Raw genomic sequence first — 21317 nt, 5'->3', positions numbered from 1 at the left:
CGTGGCGTGCCAGGTGACGTGAGCAGGTGTGCGGGGTCGGCTGGCGGGCCGGTCGGCGTGACGGTCGGCGTGACGGTCGTGGCCACCCCACCAGTCATCATGATCGACGATTCGGGTGATCCCCGGGTCGACGACTACATCTCGTTGACCGACGTCGCGCTGCGCCGTCGGCGGGAGCCGGCCGACGGGCTGTTCATCGCCGAGGGTGAACGAGTGATAACCAGGGCGCTGCGGGCCGGCTACCGGCCGCGCTCGGTCCTGGTCTCGCCGGCGCGCCTGGCGGCCGTGCCCGCGGACCTCGGCGTTGACGTCCCGGTGTACGTCGCGGGACCCGACGTGCTCGCGGCGATCACCGGCTTCGAGGTGCATCGGGGGGCGCTTGCGGCGATGGGCCGCCAGCCGCCCCGCGCCGCCGCCGACCTCCTGGTCGATGCCCGGCGGGTACTGGTGTGTGAGGACATCGTGAGCCACACCAACCTGGGGGCGATTTTCCGTTCGGCCGCGGGACTCGGGATGGACGCGGTGCTCCTGAGCCCGCGCTGCGCCGATCCGCTCTACCGGCGTTCCGTGCGGGTGTCGATGGGGGAGGTGTTCGCCGTCCCCTACGCCCGGCTCGAACCCTGGCCGGAGGCCCTTGGTCTGCTGCGGGATGCCGGGTTCACGCTGCTGGCGCTGACTCCGGCGGCGGACGCCGAGGATCTTGGCTCCTTCGCGGCCGGACTCACCCCCCGCGCCGCGCCCGCGCTTGCACCTGCGCCCGCACCTGCGCCCGCACCTGCGCCGGTGCCGGCGGCGGCCCGGGTCGCGCTGCTGCTGGGCACGGAGGGCGCCGGGCTGTCGGCGGCGGCACAGGCCGCGGCGACGGCCCGGGTCCGGATTCCGATGGCGCACGGGGTCGACTCGCTGAACGTCGCGGCGACCGCCGCCATCGCCTGCTACCTGCTGGGCCGCCGTTGAGCCGCCGGGTTCAGGATGCGAGCCAGCGGCAGCCGGGCAACGGCAGGTTCCGCAGCACCCAGAAGGCGATGATCAGTATCGGAACGGCGGGAAGCAGGCGGGCCGGTACCCGGGGCAACGGGTGGCGCCAGCCGGCCGCCCGCGCCACCGCCACGATCCAGCCGAACACCAGCATCGGGGCGGCGATGACGAAGTAGACGTTGTAGTCGGCCGCGGCCGCGAGGTGTCCGTGCAGGAGCTGGTGCAGGCCGCGGAGGGTGCCGCAACCAGGGCAGTCCAGGGACGTGGCCCACCGGAACGGGCACATAGGGTAGTGGCCCGGCTGGGCGGGGTCGACGAGGTACACCCGGCCGCAGACGCCGACGGCGGCTACACCGAGCACGGCGAAACCCGCCAACCGGGCCCGCGGTGACCAGACCCGGCCCGCGCCGATAATCGTCCCCGGGGTCCCCGGGGTCCCCGGGGTCCCCGGGGTGCCCGGGGTGCCCGGGGTGCCCGGGGTGCGCAGAGCCATGGCCGCGCCGGTCGGTTCCGACGCCGTGGGTGCCGGGTGGTCTGGGTGCGGTGCCGCGACCTCCACCGGAGAAGCGTAACCGGGGCGCGGACCAGTGGGTGGCGGACCGGGGGTGGCGGACCGTGGGACAGTGGAAGGGCCCGAACGGAGGGACGGATGACGGCACGAAACGGCGATCGTGAGCCGGGTCCGGACGCGCCCGGCTACGCGGGGCTCGCGACCTTCTGCGGACTGCCCTGGCTGCCCGGGACGGAGGCGCTGGCGGCCCGCCGGCCCGACGTTGCCGTCGTCGGTGCTCCGTTCGACATCTCGACGACCCACCGTCCCGGCGCCCGGTTCGGCCCTCGGGCGATGCGGGCCAACGCCTACAACCCCGGCACCTACCATCTCGACCTCGGTATCGAGATCTTCGACTGGCTCGACGTCGTTGACGCTGGCGACGCGCACTGTCCRCATGGGCTCACCGAGGCGTCCCATCGCAACATCCGGGCCAAGGTCGCGCGGATCGCCGGGCTCGGCACGATCCCGCTCGTCATCGGTGGCGACCATTCGATCACCTGGCCGGCCGCAACCGGCGTGGCCGACGCCGTGGGCTGGGGTGAACTCGGTCTGCTGCACTTCGACGCGCATGCCGACACCGCGGACGTCATCGACGGCAACCTCGCCTCGCACGGCACTCCGATGCRACGGCTCATCGAGTCCGGTGCCGTGCGTGGACGCAACTTTGTCCAGGTGGGGCTGCGCGGCTACTGGCCGCCGCCGGACGTTTTCGCCTGGATGCGCGAGCAGGAGATGACCTGGCATCTCATGCACGAGATCTGGGAGCGGGGCAGCCGTGACGTCGTCGTGGACGCGATCGCGCAGGCCACGGACGGGTGCCGGGCCATGTACCTGTCGGTCGACATCGACGTCCTGGATCCGGGGTTCGCGCCGGGCACCGGCACCCCGGAACCCGGGGGGATGACCCCGGCCGACCTGCTGCGGGCGGTCCGTCAGATCGCGCTCGACACGCCGCTTGTGGCCGCCGACATCGTCGAAGTCTCCCCGCCGTACGACCACGCGGAAACGACGGTCAACAGCGCCCATCGCGTCGCCATGGAGGTCTTCGCGGGACTTGCCTACCGCAGGCGGGAAGCCGCCGGTGGCGTTCCGGACCTGCCCGGGTCGGCCCCGGCCTGAGCCGCCCTCCGTGGTAACCGTCCGTGGCAACCGGGAGTCGGTTGGACCGTCGACCGAACCATCGGCGTTTCGTATTCCCGCGAGTGCTTCGTATTCCCGCGAGTACGCAGAGCGCCCTTATTCCAGGTGCAGTGCGCCCTCCTCAGCCGTGCGTGCATCCACGTCCGGCGTGACGATGCTGGGAATGGCGAAGTTCGCGTCGTAATCCTCCGCGAGGGTCGTCGTCCMCTCGCCGTACGCGTCCGCATCGAGAACAGCCCCGGACTCCCGCCGCTCGGCTTCCAGGTAGGGGTCGGCGTCCGGCGTTTCCGCGGCGAGTTGCCGATCGAAGGACGGCCCCGCACGCTCCTCACGCGGTGTGCTCGGATAGCGGACGCCGGCACTCGGTCTGTCGGGCGCGTCCCAACTGTCGTCCAATGGATCTCGGCCGGCATCCGTYGAGCCGAGATCGTCGCTGTCGAGCATMTCCGCGGGTTCCAGGGGAGCATCCTCGCGGTACCACGGCTGTTYGGAGTCGGCTGTGATGGAACCAGGGTCGAACTGCTCGGAACCCGAGGCTGGCTGCGCCATGGCTGTCTCCCTGACCGGCCCACGGACGCGGCGCGGCCTGCTTGGGACATCCCGCAACATTCCGCCCAGCAAAGCGAGTCCGGCCACTGTTGATATCGGTGCGTCCCGGGCCGCTCCCGGCACGCCTCGCCGCATGACCTTCCCGGCGACGGCCGGGCTAAGCCCGCCGCCGTGGTCCTTGCTCGCCGTGGCCCCATGGTTCGACCACCGTCTGGTTCTCGCGGATGATCCTCGTGGACGGCGTGTGCGGATGATCCCGGCGCCGGTCGCGGATCCGGCCGTGGATCCGCGCCACCTTCGCCCGGGCCTTCGTCCGCTTCACCGACCCTGCCGCGTGCGGGACAGCTCCCGCTGCGCCCGGGCGAGGCGCTGCCGGTCGCGGCGTGAACGACGTGGATCAGGCGACCGGGTGGGGGTGTGTGCCGCCGCGGACCGGGTGCCCGCCGAGAGTGGCATTGCGAGTGCCATCGGCAGCGGGACGGACACGGTTACCGCGTGGGGTGACCCCGCTTGTCGGCGAATAGGAGATGGCGTATACCGTCCCGCTTTGTGGCTACTGTTGCTGACCGGATACTCGACCAGCTTGCCAAAGTTCCCGCGGGTTTGGACGACGGCAGGTTGGCGGCGGCGATCGGGGCGAGCCGGGGCACGGTGAACCAGGTCTGCCGGAAGCTCGCGCAGGCGGGGCGGCTGGACCGGGGGCAGGGTCCCGACGGCCTGATTCTCAACCGTCTGACGCTCGCGGCGACCTCGCCGCCCGAGGAGTCGGAATCCGCCGATGTCGTCCCCTCGGCCGATGTCGTCCCCTCAGCGCTCGTCGAGGAGGTCACTTCTCCCGCCGTGGCCGAGCCTGTTCCCGATGCGTCCGCGTCGGTCGAGTTCCCGTCGGCCCAGCCTGTTCCCGACGTCTCCGCGTCGGTTGAACGTGCTTCTGCGGGGTCTGAGCCTGCCGTCGCCGCAGCCGAGGCGGTCACGGCCACAGGCGCCGATGAGCAGGCGGTCGATGGCGAGCCGGTGGACGTGCCCGCCGAGCCGGCCGCCGAGGTCGTCGAGGTCATTGAGGTCGTCGAGCCCGACCCGGTCGCCGAGGCGGGTGCGGCGCCGGCCGTGCCGGCCCCGGGGCGCGCCGAGGATCCGGTCACGGTGATCGGCCAGGCCCTGGCCGCCCTGGACGAGGCGATGTCCGTGTTGGGCAGCACGATCGTCCCGGCCTCACTCGATGCGGTAGGTGGTGCGTCGCATGCCTCTCCGTCGCCGGGCGGTACGGTAACCGAGCTTTCCGGGGAGCAGGGGGCTCCCACGGAGCGCGCCGAGGGCGTCGGGGGTGGCAGCCGGCCGGTAGTCGGTGCGCCCCTGCCCACAGGGACGGCCGCGAGCCGGGAGACCCACGAGCCGGCGAGCGGGGGTACCGCACGCCGGGAAGGCGGGGAAGACGGGGCCGGGGGGAGCACCCCGACTTTGGAGAAGGCACCGGCCGATCGCGCGAGCACCGCACCGGTGCGTCGAAGCTGGTGGCGCCGAATGTTTGTCCGTAACGCCCATTGATGTAACTAGCGGTACATAGTCGGCAGTGGGACCGGCTGTCGTCAGCTGAAGCGTCGACGATGTTGATCGGCAATAACGTTTCGAGCGTCACCGATCTACCAGGGGAGAGCATGTCCATGCGAGCGAGATCGCTCGTCGCCGCCGCCGCCATTGTGCTGTCGTCGCTGGTGCTCGTCGCCTGCGGCAGCCGGGCCAGTAGCAGCGGAACGACCTCGGCCGGCAACAAACCGGCCGGGGTGTCGAACAATACAGCTTCGGATATCGGCGTCACGCCGACCGAGATCAAGATCGGTACAATCGCTGGCCTGAGCAGCGGTTTCGGACCGGACACGTTCTCCGCCTCACTGTACGGGGCGCGGGCCTATTTCAAGGCGCTCAACGCCGCGGGCGGAGTAAACGGGCGCACCGTGAACCTCGTCGAGTGTGACGACAAGGGCAGCGGGGACGGAAATGCGAACTGCGCGCACAAGCTCGTCGACGACGAGAAGGTCTTCGCGCTCGCCGGGGTGACGGCGTTCGACTACACGGGTGCGCAGTACATCAACTCCAAGGGTGTTCCGGATATCGGCGGCCAGCCCGTGTCCGCCGCCTACGATCAGTATCCGCACCTGTACTCGATCTACGGCAGCTATTATCCGCGCACCGGCAGCCGTCCCGGCTACAACGRCACGCTCTACGCGGGGACCGAGATCTACCGCTGGTTCAAGCAGAATCTGAAGACCAACGTCGCCGGGGTTGTGTACTACAACGTCGCCCCGTCGGAGCGGTACGCCAAGTCGATCGCGGACGGCCTGCGCAAGGAGGGCTACACGGTCGTCGAGGAGCAGATCAATCTCGGCGCCCCGAGTTGGGACGCAACGGTCCTCGACCTCAAGCGGCGCGGCGTCCAGATCGTCTTCGACGCGATGGACGACGGCGGTAACGCTCAGCTGTGCAACGCCATCGAGTCCCAGAAACTGCCGATCACGGCGAAGGTGACCCCGCCGCAGGGCTGGGCCAACAACATCCGCCAGGTCTACAGCGCCTCCCCGAACTGCCGGAACACGATCTACTCCACCGGCGGCACCGCCAACTATGCGGACACTCAGATTCCCGCGGTCGCCACGTTCCAGAAGGATCTGCAGGCGGYCGCGCCCGATCGGGTGGCCAAGATGAACCTGTGGATGCTCGAGGGTTACGCCTCGGCCCAGTGGCTGACCGACGCGATCCGCTCCTGCGGCGCCGACGTCACCCGCGCCTGCGTCGAGGCGTACATGAACAGCGGCAAGGACTACGACGGTCACGGCCTGCTCATCCCGACCGGCCGGAACTTCAAGAAGTCGCCTGAACCGCCGTCGCAGGAGGAGAACTGCCTCAACGTCGCCCGTTGGCAGGACTCGGCGAACGGCAACCAGGGTGGCTGGGTGACCCAGGTCAAGGACATGAACACCAACTGCTTCACCGTCCCGGATCTGCCCTACCCGGCCGGCTGATCTCTCGCGGGACCGCCTGCGTGATCCCGGGCCCCGGTCGGGGCAACCCTCCACGGCACCGCGGAGGGAACCTCGACCGGGGCCTTTCACATCGGGGGGCCTTTCACCGAGGCCTTTCGCGGCCCTACGCTCGGAATTCCTCCGGCCCGCCCGCGAAGGACCGCTCGCCCCGGTGCAGGACGTAGACCAGGTCCGCCATCGCCAGGGCCTGCTCGGTGTACTGGTCGGCGAGCACGACGGTGGTGCCCGACGATGCGACCGTCGCAAGCCAGCCGAACAGGTCCGCGGCGACCTTCGGGGATAGTCCGAGCGACAGCTCGTCGACCATCAGGACCGAGGGGCGGRCCAGCAGGGCGCGGGCGAGTGCCAGCATTCGCCGCTCACCGCCCGACATCGATCCGGCCCGCTGCGTCAGCCGCTCCCGCAGCCGGGGGAACGACTCCAGCGCGGGGGTGATGTCGGGGTGCCCGCTGGYCTCCGCGATGATCTGCAGATTGTCCCGGACCGACAGGGTGGCGAAGACGGCCCGTTCGTCCGGCACGAGCATCAGTCCTCGGCGGGCCCGGTCGACGGTGGACACCTTGGTGATGTCCTCGCCGCRCCAGGTCAGACTGCCCGAACGCAGTGGGATCAGCCCGGCCAGCACCCGTAGGGTGGTGCTCTTGCCCGCGCCGTTGACCCCGAGCAGGGCGGTGACCTTGCCGGGGGGGATGGCAAGGTCCAGACCGTGCAGGACCTCCACGGTCCCGTAGCCGGCCCGTGCCCCGGTCAGTTCGAGTTCGGCCGTCGCCGTGGTCACCGTGCCTCCTGCGGCTGCTTCAGGACCGTTTCATCGTGGCGATGGGCAGCCTGGGCCAGGTACACCGACCGCACGGTCGGGTCGTCGCGGACGTGCCCGGGATCGCCGGACGCGACGACCCGACCGCCGACCATGGCGTACACCTGGTCGGCGACGGAGAAGACCAGGTCGACGTCGTGGTCGACGATCAGGATGCCGACCCCGTCGTCGGCGGTCCGGCGCAGCAGCTGCGAGAACCTGGCGGTCTCGTCGTTGTCCAGACCGCTGGCGGGCTCGTCGAGCAGCAGGATGTCCGGCTGGGCGCACAGCGCCCGCGCGAACTCGACCAGCCGCAGGGCACCGGTGGGCAGCGTGCCGGCGATGGTGTCCCGCAGGTCGGACAGGCCGAGGRAGCCGAGGGTTTCCTCGACGAGGCGGCTGACGTGTCCTCGGCCCTTGGACGCCAGGCCCAGCAGGCCGCCGGCATAGTCCCGGTGCCGGTTTTCCGCGCCGACAAGCAGGTTGTCCGCGACCGTGAGGGTGGGGAAGAGCGAGGGAACCTGGAAGGTCTGCACCAGACCACGCCGGGACCGGATGTCCGGCCGCATTTTTGTGATGTCGCTCTTGTCGAGCAGGACCTTGCCCTCGTCGGGCTGCTCGACCCCGGTCAGCAGGCTGAACAGCGTCGACTTCCCGGCACCGTTCGGGCCGATGAGGCCGGTGATCACGCCCTGGGGGGCGACAAGGTCGACGTGGTCGACCGCGGTCAGACCGCCGTAGCGGCGGACCAGGCCAACGGCCTGTAGCACGTGCCGACTCATACCCGACCTCCGTCCCGCAGGGAGGTCGCCGCCGCGGGTCCCGAACCCCCCTGCTCGTGGCCCACGTGACCTGGTGAGGTGGGGTAGACGTCGGCGGGCAGGCCACCGCGCTCGCCGCGGGGCGCGGGGGGCAGCAGCGGTGCGCCGCTCGACCGGGCCGCATACTCCTGCACCAGGGTCAGCAGGCTGGCCCCGAACGGGGTCGGCCGCGGCGAGCCCGGTGGCAGCACGGGCGAGGAGCGGCCCGGAGGCCAGCTCGCGGATGGCCCGGGCTGGGCGGCCCCCAGCGGCGCGCCGATCCCGGGGATCCCGGAGATCCCGGTGACGCCGGTGATGCCAGTGGTCGCTGGCAGGTATCCGACGGCGGAGATGCGCACCGGCACCGGACGCGGTGCCCGATGGTTGGGATCGACGAAGCCGTCCGCGAGGTGGAGGGCGAGCAGCCGCAGCAGACCCCGGACGGCCGAGGCCAGGCCGCCGGGCATCCAGCCGAGGGCGAGGGCGAGGATGCCGATGGCGAGGATCGAGGATCCGGCCGGCGCCAGTACGTCGATCGTGACGATGAACGCCGCGGCGACGATCGCGCCGGCCGCGCTGTCGGCGCCGAAGACGACCACGGCGGTGAACCACAGCAGGCTCTGCAACGGTGCGAAGTCGTCGGCGGAGAACGAGTAGCTGCTGTGCACCAGCAGCGCACCACCCAGCCCGGCGACGACGGAGGAGACGGTGAAGGCCAGCAGCTTGAGGTTGCGGACGTCAACCCCGACCGCCGCCGCACCCTCCGCATGGTCACGCACGGCGAGCAGCGCCCGACCGAGCCGACCGCGATGCAGATTACCCACGAAGAACAGGCCGAGGCCCAGGCAGACCAGTTCAAGGACGTAGAACGCCTCGTCGGGCAGCTCCCAGCCGAAGAACGTCAGCGGGTCGAGGTAGAGGCCGGTCGCGAAGGTGGGCTGTTCGAAGACGAAACGGCTGACCACGGCGCCGACCGCGAAGGTGGTCAGCGCCAGGGTGAGGCCGCGGCGGCGGATCGCTGGGTAGCCGGTGATCAGACCGATCGGGGCGACGAGCAGGGCGCCGATGAACATCGACGCGACGCCCGGCAGCTTCGGCAGTCCGAACAGGTCACCGTTGGCGAGCTTGAGTGACAGCAGCGCCCCGAGGCCCGCGTAGCCGGCCGAGCCCAGGGAGAGCTGGCCGCTGTAGCCGGTGACGATGACCATCGACAGGAAGATGAGGGCGAGCGCCGGGACCATGAACGCCGAACGCAGATCGGACGGGGCGAAGGTGAGCGGTGCGAGCAGCAGCGCGGCACCGCCGAGCTTGCCCAGGAAGTCGCGGCGGGCCTTGGTCTGGCTGGCCGGRCCCGACGGCGGTGCGCCGCGGCTGGAGAAGCTGGCGGTGGTCCCGGAGTCGCCGGTGCCGAGCTCGCGCAGCTTCGGCACCGCGAGCAGCAGGACCAGCAGGGCGACGATGAACAGGTTCGACTGCAGGACGGTGAGGATCTGGCCCGCGTTACCGTCGAGGGTGAACTGCTTGAGTTCGCTCTGCAGGACGGCGATGCCCAGGGCCGTGAGGACGGCCACCGGCATGCTCGACAGCCGGGCCGCCACCACCACCGCAAAGGTCTCCAGCACCAGCAGGGTCAGCCCGTACGGGGTGAGTTGAAAGCGGGGGGCGAGCAGGATGCCGGTGAGGCCGGCGAGCGTCGTCCCCGCCGCCCAGCCAGCCGCGGCGACCTGGTCCGCGGGAACACCGGACAGCTCGGCGAGCTGCCGGTCGTCGACGACCGCGCGGATCTGGCGGCCAAACACCGTGCGGGTGGCGATGACGCCGATGACCGCGCAGAACACCACGACCATCGCGAGCTCGGCCAGCGCGTCGACACCGATCCGGGTGTCACCGAACAGCTTCACCGACGAGTTCGGGAAGATGCTTGGTGCGTCACTACGCGAGCCCAGACCCCAGATGCCCGCCRTCATCCCGAGGGTGAGGACCAGCACACCGAGGCTGGCGACCAGGGATTCGGCCGCCGATGCGCGGCGACGGGCCAGCGGCCGGAAGACCAACCGCTCCAGCAGCAGGCCGATCCCGGGGGACACCACGGCGAGCGCGATGATGGCGGCCAGCCAGATCGGCAGCCCCCACACGACCACCATCTCGCGGAAGACGTACGCCACCAGCGTGGCGATGCCGCCCTGGGCCAGGTTGAGGACCCCGTTGGTGCGGTAGGTGACCAGCAGGCCGATACCGGACAGGGCGGCGATCGCCCCGAGGGAGATCCCCGCCAGTCCCAGGTCGATGCTGGTCACCGGGCACTCCCTGGRAGCCGGTCGCCGCCGGCCGTCCGGTCGTCGCCGTCCGCCGGGTCACATGTGATCACGGAACTGCTCGCCTTCCGCACCGTGGCATCGTTGGAAACGCAGGCTCTGTCAGGCGTGCTGGCCGGGTGTGGTGGCATTCGCGGCGGGTGCCTGGCCGCCCCCGGGGTCCGTCACAGCGAAGCGCGAGTTCTGCTGGTGCGTGGCCGTTGTCTGCTGGTACGAGCCGGTCTGCTGGTACGAGCCCTGGGGGCGGGTGGCCGGCTGACCGGCCTCGGGTGCGGCACCCGCGCCCGCCGCCGCGATGATCAGCGAGTGTAGGTCGTCGACCTGGCCGGCGGTGTGGGCCTGGGCGGCCTGAGCGGCGTCGAAGCGGTCGGCCACCAGCAGCGCACTTCCCACCAGAATGAGTGCTAGGCCCCCAAAACCGCCGGAAACCACGTAGGGTAGTTGGAAAGCGACGTCCGTCTCCTTGGAGACACCCAGGTAGCAGCCGAGCAGAAGTACGCCGCCGGCGGCCATCACCACCCATCCGCGCAGCGCGCGGACCACGTCGACCACCAGGCGCGATGTGGGCCGCGGGTTATCGGTCCCAGCGGTCTGCTCGTCCACTTTCGTCTCCCCCAAGGAGCATGTCGTCGTCGGTCATGCGGCGCGGTCGTGCGGGCGGCGCGGTCGTGCGGCGGAGCCTCCGCGTGGAGCCCGCCCCCGAGATGATCCGGGTCACGACAGGCGTCAGATTAGTGTGCGGAGATGAACAGGTGCTCCGTCGGGTGGCCCACGGCTGTTCCCGGCGAGCTCCGGCGGCACGGGAAGCTCCGTCGCATTAGGTATACGAGGATAAGCCGGCCGATGGAAGGCCTTGCGAAGTATGCCCGTCTGCAACCAGTCTGCTACTCTATGTCGGCTGTCGGCTGTCGGCTGGCTGTCGGGCCAGGGGGAAGGGCCGGGAGGGATGCCAGCCGCAGCCTGCCGCACCGCGGGCCGATGCCTGCCGCATCGCGGGCCACCGCGGGGCCACCGCGGGGCCTCAGGTGATGCTCGGAGCGATCCGCTGGCGTGGCGGCAGGGCGGTGGCCCCGGCCGGTGCCGGCCCCCGGCCCCAGCGCCACGCGTCGGCGACGATGCGGTCGATGCTCGACGCCGGAGAGCTCCAGCCGAGATCGGCGCGGATCCGGGTGCTGTCACCGATCAGCGTCCTCGGTTCGGAGACCGGCGGACAGTGGACGCGGCGGACCGGGCGCCCGGCGACCCGGCCGACCGCGGCGAGCACGTCGGTRACACTCACCCCGACGCCGCTGCCCACGTTGAACACCGCGCAGTGCCCGGGGCGCGCGGCGACCAGCGCCGTCAGGTAGGCCGTCGCCATGTCCACGACGTGGACGTACTCCCGCAGCGCGAGGCCGTCCCCGTTGACCCGGAACACGTCCCGGCACCCGCTCGCCACGGCGATCGCCGCCGGGATGATCCGGCTGCCGTCGCGGTCGATGTGTCCCGCGACGGCACCCGCGACGTTGAAGGAACGTAGGATCACCGCGCCGAGCAGCCCGGTGCCGGCCTGGTGGGACAGCAGCCGCTCGGCGGCGAACTTGGAGGTTCCGTAGGGGTTCGCCGGGTCGGGTGGGCAGGTCTCCGGGATCCGGGCGAGGTCGACGTTGCCGTAGACCGCGCAGGTGGATCCGAAGACGAACGCGGGTGCGACCCCGGTGTGTTCGGCGCCCTCCTCCAGGGCGGCCAGCAGGTTGATGGTGCCGGTCAGGTTTGTCTGGAAGTAGCGCACGGGATCCAGCCGCGACTCCCGCACCCGGGTCAGGGCCGCGAGATGGCACACCCCCTCGAATCCCCGGCTGACCCCCGCCGCGGCCAGCTGGCGGGGATCGAGCAGGTCCGCGGCCACCACCTCGACATCGGGGGCGAACCGCGGCGTGGTCATCGGCTCGCGGACCATCGCCGTAACCTGGTGTCCGGCGGTGGCGAGCATGTCCGTGACCACTCCGCCGATGAAGCCGGCCGCGCCGGTGACAAGGACGCGCATGTCCGGGATCAGGATGCGGCCCGCATGCGCATCCCGAGGAGGGTCTCCCGGTGGCGCCAGGCGAGTTCCAGGCAGGCGGCGGCCGACGGGGCGATGGGCTCGGTGTCGACGAGACGGCGCAGCGCCGAGTGGGTGAACGGGATGCCCTCGGTCACCGACCGGTTCGGACCCGCGGTGACGACCGATCCCTCGGCATTGGTCTGGACCATGCTGCCGAAAAGCTGGTCGAAGGCGTCGGCGTCCACCACGACGACGGTGAGGATCTCGCCGAACAGAGTGAGCGCGTCCAGCCCGATCCCGAAGTACGACACCCGCATGGCGCCGGACCGACGCGCCTGCTCGAACGAACGGAACGGCTCGTCGGTGTCATAGTCGATCGGGCTGGACGAGCTGCCGTCGTGCTCCGGGTTGCCCAGCAGCTCCTCGCTCAGCTCACGCATGATGTTGCGCCACAGGTCGAAGTCGGCCTCATGGTGGAACGGGGTGATGCCCGACGGCTGGAAGACCCCGGCCGGGATGACGTGGTACACCCCGCCCGCGGTCGCGACCGAGCCCGCGCTGCGCCGGTGCAGGAAGAAGCTCGCCTGGCCGCCGCGATCGTGGCKGATCGTGAGCGTGTTGATGGACGGCAGGGCCGCCCGCCGGGTGAAGTCGAACGGATCTCCGATGCGCGCCCGGAAGGGCAGCGCGGGCCAGGACAGTCCGCTGCCGGCCATCGCGGCCGCCGTCTCGTGTGCGACGGTCTCGCAGACGTCGACGGCGTCGAAGTACGTCGTGTGGGCGAAGCTCAGCGACGGATGGTTGTCCGTTGACGGTCCCGCGGTCCCGTCACCGCCGATATCGAGCAGGCGAAAACTGAGCCGGTTCTCGAACAGGGTCGGCCGGTCGAGGTCCCGCATCGCCCGCGTGTAGCGCTGGTAGCGGTTCTGCTGACCGCCTCCACCGAGCAGGGGCCGGCTACCGGCCGTCTCGGGTTCGTCTCCCCTGATCGTGGGGGCCTCGGCGCTATCGTGCCACCCAAGGGTGACATCGTCGATGTCCACCGGGGTGTCCCACACCCAGCCGGGTCGGGCCAGTAGCCCGCTGCCGAGTCGGTCGGTTTCCGGGTAGAGCCGCACCGCCGCGCGGGCGAGGCTGATCCGATGGTGGTTGAGGTGATCGCGGGTGAGCCGCCACGCGCGTTGGCTCGCGGCGGYCTGCTCGGCCGCCGGACTGCGCGGCRCTGTCTCCCGGCGACGGTCCGTCATCGATCCCGGGGCCAGGCCGACGTCCTCGGGGGACAGCGCCAGATTGCGGGCGATGTGACGGAGCGTCGAGATGTCGTGGATAGCCCGCCGGCCGCTCTCCACCTTGGATACGTAGGACTGGTCGAAGCCCAGACGGTCGGCGAGCTGCTGCTGCGTGAGGCCGTGGGCCTGCCGGTACGCGCGTAGGAGTTGGCCCACACCAACGCTGGTGGGAGTAGAACGCGGCGGCGTCCATAGCCAAGTGTGACCGGTCACCCGCAACCCTCTCGTCCGACAATCGTGTTACGCGAAGTGAGCATAACGAGCCGGGCATCTAGGGGTGCAGTGACATAATTCGAACATCTCGTGTGGGTGTAATTTTGCGGCTTCCAGCAACATCCTCGGTGCCATGTGTTATGCGAGGGCGTTCCCGTCGAATGTATGTTCATTGGTTGGGAAGTCCGTCCGCGAGGTCGAGGACGATCACAATGATGATCAGGAGGAGTATCCAGCGGAAGAAGCCGATACGGCTCCAGACCTCGCGCGCGATRCCCCGGCCCGCCCGGCCGCCGAGCACCAGCAGTGCGAACAGCGCCCCGCCGACCGTGACGAGGAAGATCCCGGCATTGCTGTGGTCCACGGTCAAGACGATCGCACGCCGACCCCGGGGATCCCCGGGGATCCCCGGAGAGTGTTTCTGTTCGGGTCGCGACCGAAGGTGACCGACCGTTCTCGCGGTTATCCTCCCCGTGTTCGCCGTCGGGCCGGTCGGGGTTGCGCTGATCGGCCTGGTGCCGATCGTCCTAGCGCTGATCGGCCTAGCGCTGATCAACGTGGTCACGTCGAGGCTCTCTCATGTGCTACTGAAGGTCGATGGAACGTGTAGTGCATGCCGTGTTGGAATCGACGTTCACCCACTGTAAGATCAACGCACCCCGACGGGATGAACTCACTCCCTTTCCTCGCCCGCCAAATCGCCGGTCGGCGCGCATCGGAGCCTGCTCGTCCCTACCGTGTTCCGGATGTCGACGGCACTCCTGACCGATCACTATGAGTTGACCATGTTGCGCGCGGCGCTCCGGTCCGGCGCGGCGGATCGCCGTGTGGTCTTCGAAGTCTTCACCCGATCGTTGCCGCCGGGTCGCCGTTTTGGTGTGTTCGCCGGCACCGGTCGGCTGCTCGATGCGCTGGCGGACTTCCGGTTCGGGCCGCCCGAGCTAGCTGCTCTGCGGGCCGCCGATGTCATCGACGAGGCCACGGCACAGTGGCTGGCGGACTACCACTTCGGCGGCGACATCCATGGCTTCGCCGAGGGCGAGCCGTTCTTCGCCGAGACGCCCGTGCTCGCCGTCGAGGGCACCTTCGCTGAGACCGTGCTGCTCGAGACACTCGTGCTCGCCATCCTCAACCACGACAGCGCGATCGCGGCCGCTGGGGCCCGGATGGTTGGGGCGGCCGGGGACCGGCCCTGTCTCGAGATGGGATCTCGGCGCACCCATGAGGCCGCCGCCGTGGCCGCCGCCCGCGCGGCCTACCTCGTGGGTTTCGCGGCCACGTCGAACCTGGAGGCTGCCCGGACGTACGAGGTCCCCAGCGTCGGTACCAGCGCGCACGCCTTCACACTCGTTCATCCAAGCGAGGCCGAGGCGTTCGCCGCGCAGGTCGCAGCCCTCGGTGTCGGCACGACGCTGCTCGTCGACACGTACGACGTCCCTGCGGGGGTCGCAGCCGCCGTCGCGACGGCGGGCACCGAGCTTGGGGCCGTCCGGATCGACAGCGGGGACCTGGGTCGGGTCGCCGGCGCCGTCCGCGCGCAGCTTGACGGCCTCGGCGCGACCAGAACACGGATCATCGCGACCGGGGATCTGGACGAGCACGCCATAGCCCGGTTGGGCGACGCCCCAGTAGACGGCTACGGTGTCGGCACCAGCCTAGTCACCGGTGCGGGGGCGCCCACCGCGGGGTTCGTCTACAAGCTGGTCGAGGTCGACGGCGAACCCGTGGCGAAGAGGTCGGTCGGCAAGAGCACCCGTGGGGGGCGCAAGCGGGTCGTCCGCCGCCATGACCTCAACGGCCGGGCCGTCGCTGATGTCATCTTTCCGAGCCCGCCGGGCTCGCCGTCGGCCCCGGACCGCTTGTCCGGTCCGTCCGGCCCGGGGGTGGATCCCGCTGGCTCCRGCGACGCGCTCCCCGCGTCGCCGCGACCGCCCGACCCGGCCCGGGACCGGGACCTGTTGCGTCCGCTGGTGAAGGCCGGTGAGCCGGTCGGTGGCCTGACCGGGCCGGCCGGCACCCGGCGCGCCCGCGAGCACCATCGTCTGGCCCTCGCGGCCCTTCCCCCCACCGCTCGGGAGGTGGGCTACGGCCCGCCGTGCCTGCCCGTCGTCCACGCGGAGGGCCGTCCCTGAACCGTCCCGGGCCTCCCTGAGCCGTCCCGGGCCTCCCTGAGCCGTCCCGGGCCGTCGGGCGGCGTCGCCCACTGAGGTGCCGTTTCCGGCGGGAGGCCGAGGAGGGGCCCGTGTGTGCCGGCGCGGGGATGGCCAGACTGGAGGGGTGGCGCCCGCCTCTCCACCGAACCGGATCCGCGGTCCGTTGGACGGCGAGGGCGGGCGGCATGACGGTGACGCTGTCATGCCGCCCGCCCTCGCCGTCAGCGTGGACGTGGTTCTACTGACCCTGCGCGCCGGTCGGCTCTGTGTCCTGGTCATCCGCCGGGACGATCCCCCGTTCGGCGGATGCTGGGCGCTGCCCGGTGGTTTCGTCGACCGCGACGAGGATCTCGACGCCTCGGCCCTGCGGCAGCTCGCGGCCGAGACGGGCGTCACGACGACCGGTCACCTCGAGCAGTTGCGGACCTACGGCGGCGCGCACCGCGACCCGCGTGTCCGGGTGGTCAGCGTGGCCTACCTGGCCCTGCTGCCGAATCTCCCGCAGCCGCAGCCACAGCCCGGCCGGGATGGACCGCGGGCCCGCTGGTGGCCGGTGGAGGACCTGGACTCGACCGACGGCCCGACGCTGGCCTTCGACCATCCGCGGATCGTGGGGGACGGCGTGGAGCGGGCCCGGGCCAAGTTGGAGTACACCCCGCTGGCCGCCGCCTTCTGCGAGGAGCAGTTCACCCTGGCCGACTTGCGCCGCGTCTACGAGGCCGCGTGGGGCGTCGCGTTGGATCCGCCGAACTTCCGCCGCAAGGTGCTGTCCACGCCGGGATTCGTCGTACCGCTGGGCCAGCGCACCTCCCCGCGCGGTGGCGGTCGGCCCGCCGAGCTGTATCGGCGTGGCTCGGCGGTCGCGCTGCACCCGCCGCTGCTGCGCCGGTCGGTCTGAGGAGATTCCTCCAGACCGGCCGCGCAGTTGTCGCCTGCCGCGGCCGACGGGTCCGGGTCGGCCGCGGCCAGCCACTCGACGATGCCCGCGACGGCGTCCCGACAGGTGCCGCATCCGGTCGTCGCCCGGGTGCCGGTGACGATCGCCGGCAGGTCACGTGCCCCGTCCAACCAGCAGCGGGTGATCCCGCCCTTGGTCACGTTGTTGCACCGGCAGATGGTGACCCGGTCGGRCAGGGTCGCCGGACTGTCGGTGACGGTGACCTCGGTCCGGGTCGGGAACAGCAGGCTGCGCCGGTCGGCCGGCACCGGAGCCTGCCGGTCGAACAGCTGCGTCACGGTCCCCACCGTCGGGTTGTCACCGAGCATGATCGCGCCCACCAGTCGGTCCCCGCGGATCACCAGCTTCTTGAAGGTGCCCCGGGTGACATCGACGAACTGCAGCACCTCGGCGTCCTCGTCGAACTCGTCCACGTCGACCTCGCCCATGGTGGCGAGATCCACTCCCGACGCCTTGAGCCTGGTCACGGGTCGGGCGCCGCTGTAGCGCGCGGCGGGGTCGGCGGCGGTGACAACGTCGGCCACCACCCGGACCTGGTCCCACGCCGGCGCCACCAGCCCCTGCACCGTCCCGTCGTGCTGCGCGCAGTCACCGACCGCGAACACGGCCGGATCGGCGGGGGAGCGCATCTGATCGTCCACCACGATCCCGGCTTCGACCGGCAGGCCGGCCGCCGCGGCGAGGTCGGTCACCGCCACGACGCCGGTCGAGACCACCAGCAGATCGGCGTCGAGCACCTCGTCGCCGGCCAGCTCCACGCCGGCGAGCCGCTCGTCGCCATGGATCCGGACGACCCTGGCCTCGAGCCGGGACCGCACCCCGAGCCCGGCCAGCGTCCGGACCAGCACCTGTCCGGCCCGCCGGTCGAGCTGGCGGTTCATCAGGTGACCCGCAGCGTGCAGGACCGTCGTGTCCAGACCGCGGCGGACCAGGCCGCGGGCCGCCTCCAGGCCGAGTAGGCCGCCGCCGAGTACCACCGCGCGGGTGGCCCGTTCGGACTGGGTGAGGATGTGCCGRCAGTCGTCGAGGGTGCGGAACGCCGCCACTCCGGGTAGCAGCGTCCCATCCGGTCGGGTCAGTCCCTCGATTGGTGGCAGCCACGCCCGGCTCCCGGTGGCGAGGATGAGTACGTCGTAGGCGACGACGCTGCCGTCGTCGGCCGTGACGGTGCGACGCGTACGGTCGATGTGGTGCGCCACCACGCCGGCCCGGACGTCGACCAGGGCGCGCGGGGGCGTGCCGTCACCGCTGTCGCCGGACGCCGCATGGTCGACCAGGGTGATGTCGGCCAGATCCGCCTTTCCTGCCAGGACGTTCGACAGCAGGATGCGGTTGTAGGCGGGATGCGGCTCCTCCCCGAACACGGTGATGATCAGGTTGGGATCTCGGGAACGAAGCTCGCTGATCATCCGGGAGCCCGCCATCCCATGCCCCACGATGACTACGCGGCGCGGCCCGGAGGCCCCTGTGGAGTCCGACGCGGGCGCGGCGTCGTGCATCATGGTTCGGGGTCTTGCGGTCATCACCCTTGGTGCCTTCCGCTCGGTTGGCTGCGGCCCGTCAACATGGCTCGGACGGGTTCGGCAGCCCCGACCGTCGCGGTGGGGACGGACCCGGTGGCATGCCGATCGTCGTCCGGGTTGTCGTCCGGGTCGTCGATCGGCTCGACCGCGACCGCGCACACCTTGAACTCGGGCATCCGGGACGTCGGGTCGAGCGCGTCGTTGGTCAGGGAGTTCGCCCGTCCGGCCCCGGCCCAGTGGAAGGGCAGGAAGACGGTGTCGAATCGGAGGGTGTCGGTCAGCCTCGCCGGCACCTCGCAGGTGCCTCGTCGGCTCGTGACCCGCACCGGCGCCCCCTCAGCGATCCCGAGCCGTTCGGCGAGGTCGGGATGGATCTCGACGAAGGGTTCCGGCGCGGCGTCAACGAGGGGTCCGATCCGGCGGGTCTGCGCACCGCTCTGGTAATGAGCCAGCACCCGCCCGGTGGTCAGGTAGTAGGGGTACTCGGGGTCGATGTCCTCCGCCACCGGACGGTGCTCGACCGGCACGAGCCGGGCCCGTCCGTCCGGGGTGGCGAAGCGATCCAGGAACATCCGGGGGGTGCCCGGGTGCGTCTCGTCCGGGCAGGGCCAGAACACCCCGTCCGATGYGGTGATCCGCTCGTAGCTGATGCCCGCGTAGTCGGCGATCCCTCCGGCGCTGGCCCGGCGCAGCTCGTCGAAGACCGCCCGTGGTTCGCCGGGAAAGCGCTCGGCGTGGCCGAGTCGGGCGGCGAGCGCCGCGATGATCTCCAGGTCGGTGCGTACCCCGGCCGGAGGAGGCCGCAGCCGTTCCCGCCGCAGTACCCGACCCTCCAGGTTGGTCATCGTCCCCTCCTCCTCCGCCCACTGGGCGGTCGGCAGGACGATGTCGGCCATGGCCGCCGTCTCGCTGAGCACGAAGTCGGCGACGACGAGCAGGTCCAAGGCGGCCAGCCGCGAGGTGATCCGACCGGCCCGGGGGGCGGAGACGGCGATGTTGCTGCCGAGGATGAGGAGCGCCCTCGGGCCCTGCGGCGTGCCGAGCGCGTCCAGCATCTCGTAGGCGCTGCGGCCCGGACCGGGGATGGTCGTCGGGTCGACGCCCCAGATTCGACCGATGTGCTCCCGGGCCACCGGATCGATGATCTTGCGATAGCCGGGAAGCTGGTCGGCCTTCTGCCCGTGTTCCCGGCCGCCCTGCCYGTTGCCCTGGCCGGTGAGACAGCCGTAGCCCGACCCGGGGGTGCCGGGCAGCCCCAGTACGAGGGCGAGGTTGATGAGCGCCGTGACGGTGTCGGTGCCCTTGCTGTGTTGTTCGGCACCGCGGGCGCTGAGCACCATCGCCCGTTCGGCCTGGGCGAGCAGGTCCACGGCGGCGTACTGGTCTGCCACCGGCACTCCGGTGATGCGCTCCACCCGTTCGGGCCAGTAGGAGGCGAGTACTGCTCGCAGCTCGGCGAGGCCCGTCGTCCGAGCGGCGAGGAAGTCGCGGTTGGCGTACCCCTCCGTTAGGGCGATGTAGGCCAGCCCGTTGGCCAGGGCCAGGTCAGTTCCCGGGGTGATCTGCAGATGTAGGGCCGCGGCGCGGGCGGTGGCCGTCAGCCGCGGGTCGACGACCACGAGCGCCCCGCCGTTCTCCCGCTGGCGGGTCAGATACTGCATGAACGGGGGCATGGTCTCGGCCGCGTTGCTGCCGACCATGATGACGGCCCCGGCGTGCGCGATGTCCTCCAGTGGGAAGGGCAGGCCCCGGTCCAGCCCGAACGAGCGGATGCCCGCGGCGGCCGCCGACGACATGCAGAACCGGCCGTTGTAGTCGATCGCGGAGCTGCRCAGCGCCACCCGAGCGAACTTGCCTAGGGCGTAGGCCTTCTCGTTGGTCAACCCGCCGCCGCCGAAGACGCCGACCGCGTCCGGGCCGTGTTCGCGCTGGAGGCGGATGATCCCCTCGGTGATGCGGTCGAGTGCCCGTTCCCAGCTCACCGGCTCGAGGGGGGCGTCGCGTCGCGGCCGCATCAGCGGGGTGGTGAGCCGGTCCGCGGCGGTCAGCAGCTCGGCGGAGGTCCACCCCTTCTGGCACATCCGGCCCCGGTTGGTGGGGAACTCGCGGGCGAGCACGGTAACCGGCCCCGGAGACCTTCCACCTGCGGGTTCCGGGCCGTCGTCTTTTCCGGTGCCTTCCTTGGCGGCGCTCTCCGGGGTGGCGCGCAGCATCATTCCGCACTGCAGGGCGCAGTACGGGCAGTGTGTCGCAGCCTCGGCAAGGGGCGCGGCCGGCACCGGCATGGTCGTGGTCACGCACCGAGCGTGCGGCGAGGGGGTGTCTCGGCCGGGTCGGAGCCGTTTCGCGGCGGCAAAGTGGTTCTCATCCTGGCCKGCCCCCCGATGTGCGGCCCCCCGATGTGCGGCTGCGGCCCCGACGATGCCACCCTGCGGCGCTCGGTCGTCTCCCGGCGTTGGGCCGCCTGCTGAGAGGTGATTGCCGGCCACGGCACACGACCCGTCGAGGAGAACTGTCGTGGGAATGGCGTAACAATAGGCAGCGTGTCTGTCGCCGCCGTGTCGCCTCTCGATGTCGAGGAAGTCGACGAGACCCTCGATGACGATCGGCCGTGGGTCACCATTGTCTGGAACGACCCGATCAACCTGATGTCATACGTGACGTATGTCTTCCAGAAGCTCTTCGGCTACAGCAAGCCGAAGGCCACCAAGCTGATGCTCGACGTCCATCACAAGGGGCGGGCTTCGGTGGCCGTCGGCACCAGGGAGGAGATGGAAGCCGACGCCGAGCGCCTGCACGCCTACGGCCTGTGGGCGACGATCGCCCAGGACTGACCCGACCGGTGACCCGAGACCGGTGCCCGACCCGGGGCTCTTTCCGTCGCACCGGTGCCCTGCCGCCCGGAGCAGCCCGTGCGGCATGCCCTGGGTAGGCTGGCTGCGTCCGTGGTCGGACGGTTCAGACGGTCATGTGGGGCGGTCGTCCC

At 71.0% G+C, this 21317-nt stretch carries 17 protein-coding genes and 1 pseudogene; 7 read left to right on the top strand and 11 right to left on the bottom strand.

What is annotated here, in order from left to right:
* Window positions 1-99 precede the first annotated feature (99 nt).
* Complete coding sequence (locus CcI156_RS14840) at window positions 100-957, top strand: RNA methyltransferase (protein ID WP_035732640.1); 858 nt, start codon at window positions 100-102, stop codon at window positions 955-957.
* Between the two features lie 10 nt (window positions 958-967).
* Here the strand turns inward: CcI156_RS14840 and CcI156_RS14835 are convergent, their stop codons facing one another.
* On the bottom strand, window positions 968-1471 hold the full coding sequence (locus tag CcI156_RS14835; protein WP_083718558.1) for a DUF2752 domain-containing protein: 504 nt from the start codon (window positions 1469-1471) through the stop codon (window positions 968-970).
* 156 nt (window positions 1472-1627) lie between these two features.
* Here CcI156_RS14835 and speB point away from each other — a divergent pair, with 156 nt between their 5' ends.
* Window positions 1628-2650, top strand: coding sequence for an agmatinase (speB, locus tag CcI156_RS14830; RefSeq protein ID WP_076806308.1), 1023 nt, complete (start codon window positions 1628-1630; stop codon window positions 2648-2650).
* Window positions 2651-2767: 117 nt separating this feature from the next.
* Here the strand turns inward: speB and CcI156_RS14825 are convergent, their stop codons facing one another.
* Complete coding sequence (locus CcI156_RS14825; RefSeq protein ID WP_076806306.1) at window positions 2768-3220, bottom strand: hypothetical protein; 453 nt, start codon at window positions 3218-3220, stop codon at window positions 2768-2770.
* A gap of 549 nt (window positions 3221-3769) precedes the next feature.
* Between CcI156_RS14825 and CcI156_RS14815 the strand changes: the two genes are divergently transcribed.
* Both CcI156_RS14815 and CcI156_RS14810 read left to right on the top strand, forming a co-directional pair.
* A complete protein-coding gene (locus tag CcI156_RS14815) occupies window positions 3770-4765 on the top strand; it encodes a hypothetical protein (RefSeq protein ID WP_023841206.1) in 996 nt (331 codons plus the stop codon).
* Between the two features lie 116 nt (window positions 4766-4881).
* Window positions 4882-6237 (top strand): ABC transporter substrate-binding protein, encoded by a 1356-nt coding sequence (locus CcI156_RS14810; protein ID WP_076806350.1) that lies wholly within the window; start codon window positions 4882-4884, stop codon window positions 6235-6237.
* Window positions 6238-6361: 124 nt separating this feature from the next.
* On the opposite strand, the gene CcI156_RS14805 is transcribed toward CcI156_RS14810, so the two are convergent.
* The 7 genes from CcI156_RS14805 to CcI156_RS14775 all read right to left on the bottom strand — a co-directional run bounded on the left by CcI156_RS14805 (window position 6362) and on the right by CcI156_RS14775 (window position 14061).
* Window positions 6362-7036 (bottom strand): ABC transporter ATP-binding protein, encoded by a 675-nt coding sequence (locus CcI156_RS14805; protein WP_076806304.1) that lies wholly within the window; start codon window positions 7034-7036, stop codon window positions 6362-6364.
* Window positions 7033-7836, bottom strand: a complete 804-nt coding sequence (locus CcI156_RS14800; RefSeq protein WP_076806302.1) for an ABC transporter ATP-binding protein — start codon at window positions 7834-7836, stop codon at window positions 7033-7035. Before CcI156_RS14800 ends, CcI156_RS14805 begins: the two co-directional genes overlap by 4 nt.
* Window positions 7833-10151: an ABC transporter permease gene (locus tag CcI156_RS14795; protein WP_076806299.1), complete on the bottom strand. Its 2319-nt coding sequence runs from the start codon at window positions 10149-10151 to the stop codon at window positions 7833-7835. Before CcI156_RS14795 ends, CcI156_RS14800 begins: the two co-directional genes overlap by 4 nt.
* Before the next feature lie 120 nt (window positions 10152-10271).
* Window positions 10272-10772: a hypothetical protein gene (locus tag CcI156_RS14790; RefSeq protein ID WP_011435309.1), complete on the bottom strand. Its 501-nt coding sequence runs from the start codon at window positions 10770-10772 to the stop codon at window positions 10272-10274.
* 418 nt (window positions 10773-11190) lie between these two features.
* On the bottom strand, window positions 11191-12195 hold the full coding sequence (locus CcI156_RS14785) for an NAD-dependent epimerase/dehydratase family protein (protein WP_011435310.1): 1005 nt from the start codon (window positions 12193-12195) through the stop codon (window positions 11191-11193).
* Window positions 12196-12203: 8 nt separating this feature from the next.
* Window positions 12204-13697, bottom strand: a complete 1494-nt coding sequence (locus CcI156_RS14780; RefSeq protein WP_076806298.1) for a helix-turn-helix domain-containing protein — start codon at window positions 13695-13697, stop codon at window positions 12204-12206.
* Window positions 13698-13866: 169 nt separating this feature from the next.
* Window positions 13867-14061 (bottom strand): hypothetical protein, encoded by a 195-nt coding sequence (locus CcI156_RS14775; protein ID WP_035732600.1) that lies wholly within the window; start codon window positions 14059-14061, stop codon window positions 13867-13869.
* A 382-nt stretch (window positions 14062-14443) separates the two neighbouring features.
* On the opposite strand from CcI156_RS14775, the gene CcI156_RS14770 reads away from it, so the two are divergent.
* Together CcI156_RS14770 and CcI156_RS26985 are read left to right on the top strand one after the other, a co-directional pair.
* Window positions 14444-15829: a nicotinate phosphoribosyltransferase gene (locus CcI156_RS14770; RefSeq protein ID WP_076806348.1), complete on the top strand. Its 1386-nt coding sequence runs from the start codon at window positions 14444-14446 to the stop codon at window positions 15827-15829.
* A 223-nt stretch (window positions 15830-16052) separates the two neighbouring features.
* Window positions 16053-16748, top strand: a complete 696-nt coding sequence (locus CcI156_RS26985) for an NUDIX domain-containing protein (protein ID WP_011435314.1) — start codon at window positions 16053-16055, stop codon at window positions 16746-16748.
* A gap of 86 nt (window positions 16749-16834) precedes the next feature.
* On the opposite strand, the pseudogene CcI156_RS14760 reads toward CcI156_RS26985, so the two are convergent.
* Both CcI156_RS14760 and CcI156_RS14755 read right to left on the bottom strand, forming a co-directional pair.
* Window positions 16835-18307, bottom strand: a pseudogene (locus CcI156_RS14760) (FAD-dependent oxidoreductase); the annotation flags it as partial.
* Window positions 18308-18330: 23 nt separating this feature from the next.
* The gene (locus tag CcI156_RS14755) at window positions 18331-20616 is read right to left on the bottom strand and encodes a molybdopterin oxidoreductase family protein (RefSeq protein ID WP_076806294.1); all 2286 of its coding nucleotides are present in this window, start codon (window positions 20614-20616) and stop codon (window positions 18331-18333) included.
* Window positions 20617-20874: 258 nt separating this feature from the next.
* Here CcI156_RS14755 and clpS point away from each other — a divergent pair, with 258 nt between their 5' ends.
* Window positions 20875-21165 carry an ATP-dependent Clp protease adapter ClpS gene (gene clpS / locus CcI156_RS14750; protein WP_023841213.1) on the top strand — a complete coding sequence of 97 codons (291 nt, stop codon included), beginning with the start codon at window positions 20875-20877 and terminating at the stop codon, window positions 21163-21165.
* The last annotated feature ends 152 nt before the right edge of the window (window positions 21166-21317 follow it).

The sequence above is a fragment of the Frankia sp. CcI156 genome, from assembly GCF_001983015.1.
Taxonomy (GTDB): domain Bacteria; phylum Actinomycetota; class Actinomycetes; order Frankiales; family Frankiaceae; genus Frankia; species Frankia casuarinae.
This window is presented reverse-complemented; position numbering and strand designations above follow the sequence as displayed.

Coding starts and splice junctions, on each gene's coding strand:
- CcI156_RS26985 (WP_011435314.1), top strand. CDS start 16,053: ATGCCGCCCGCCCTCGCCGTCAGCGTGGACGTGGTTCTACTGACCCTG.
- CcI156_RS14840 (WP_035732640.1), top strand. CDS start 100: ATGATCGACGATTCGGGTGATCCCCGGGTCGACGACTACATCTCGTTG.
- CcI156_RS14835 (WP_083718558.1), bottom strand. CDS start 1,471: ATGGCTCTGCGCACCCCGGGCACCCCGGGCACCCCGGGCACCCCGGGG.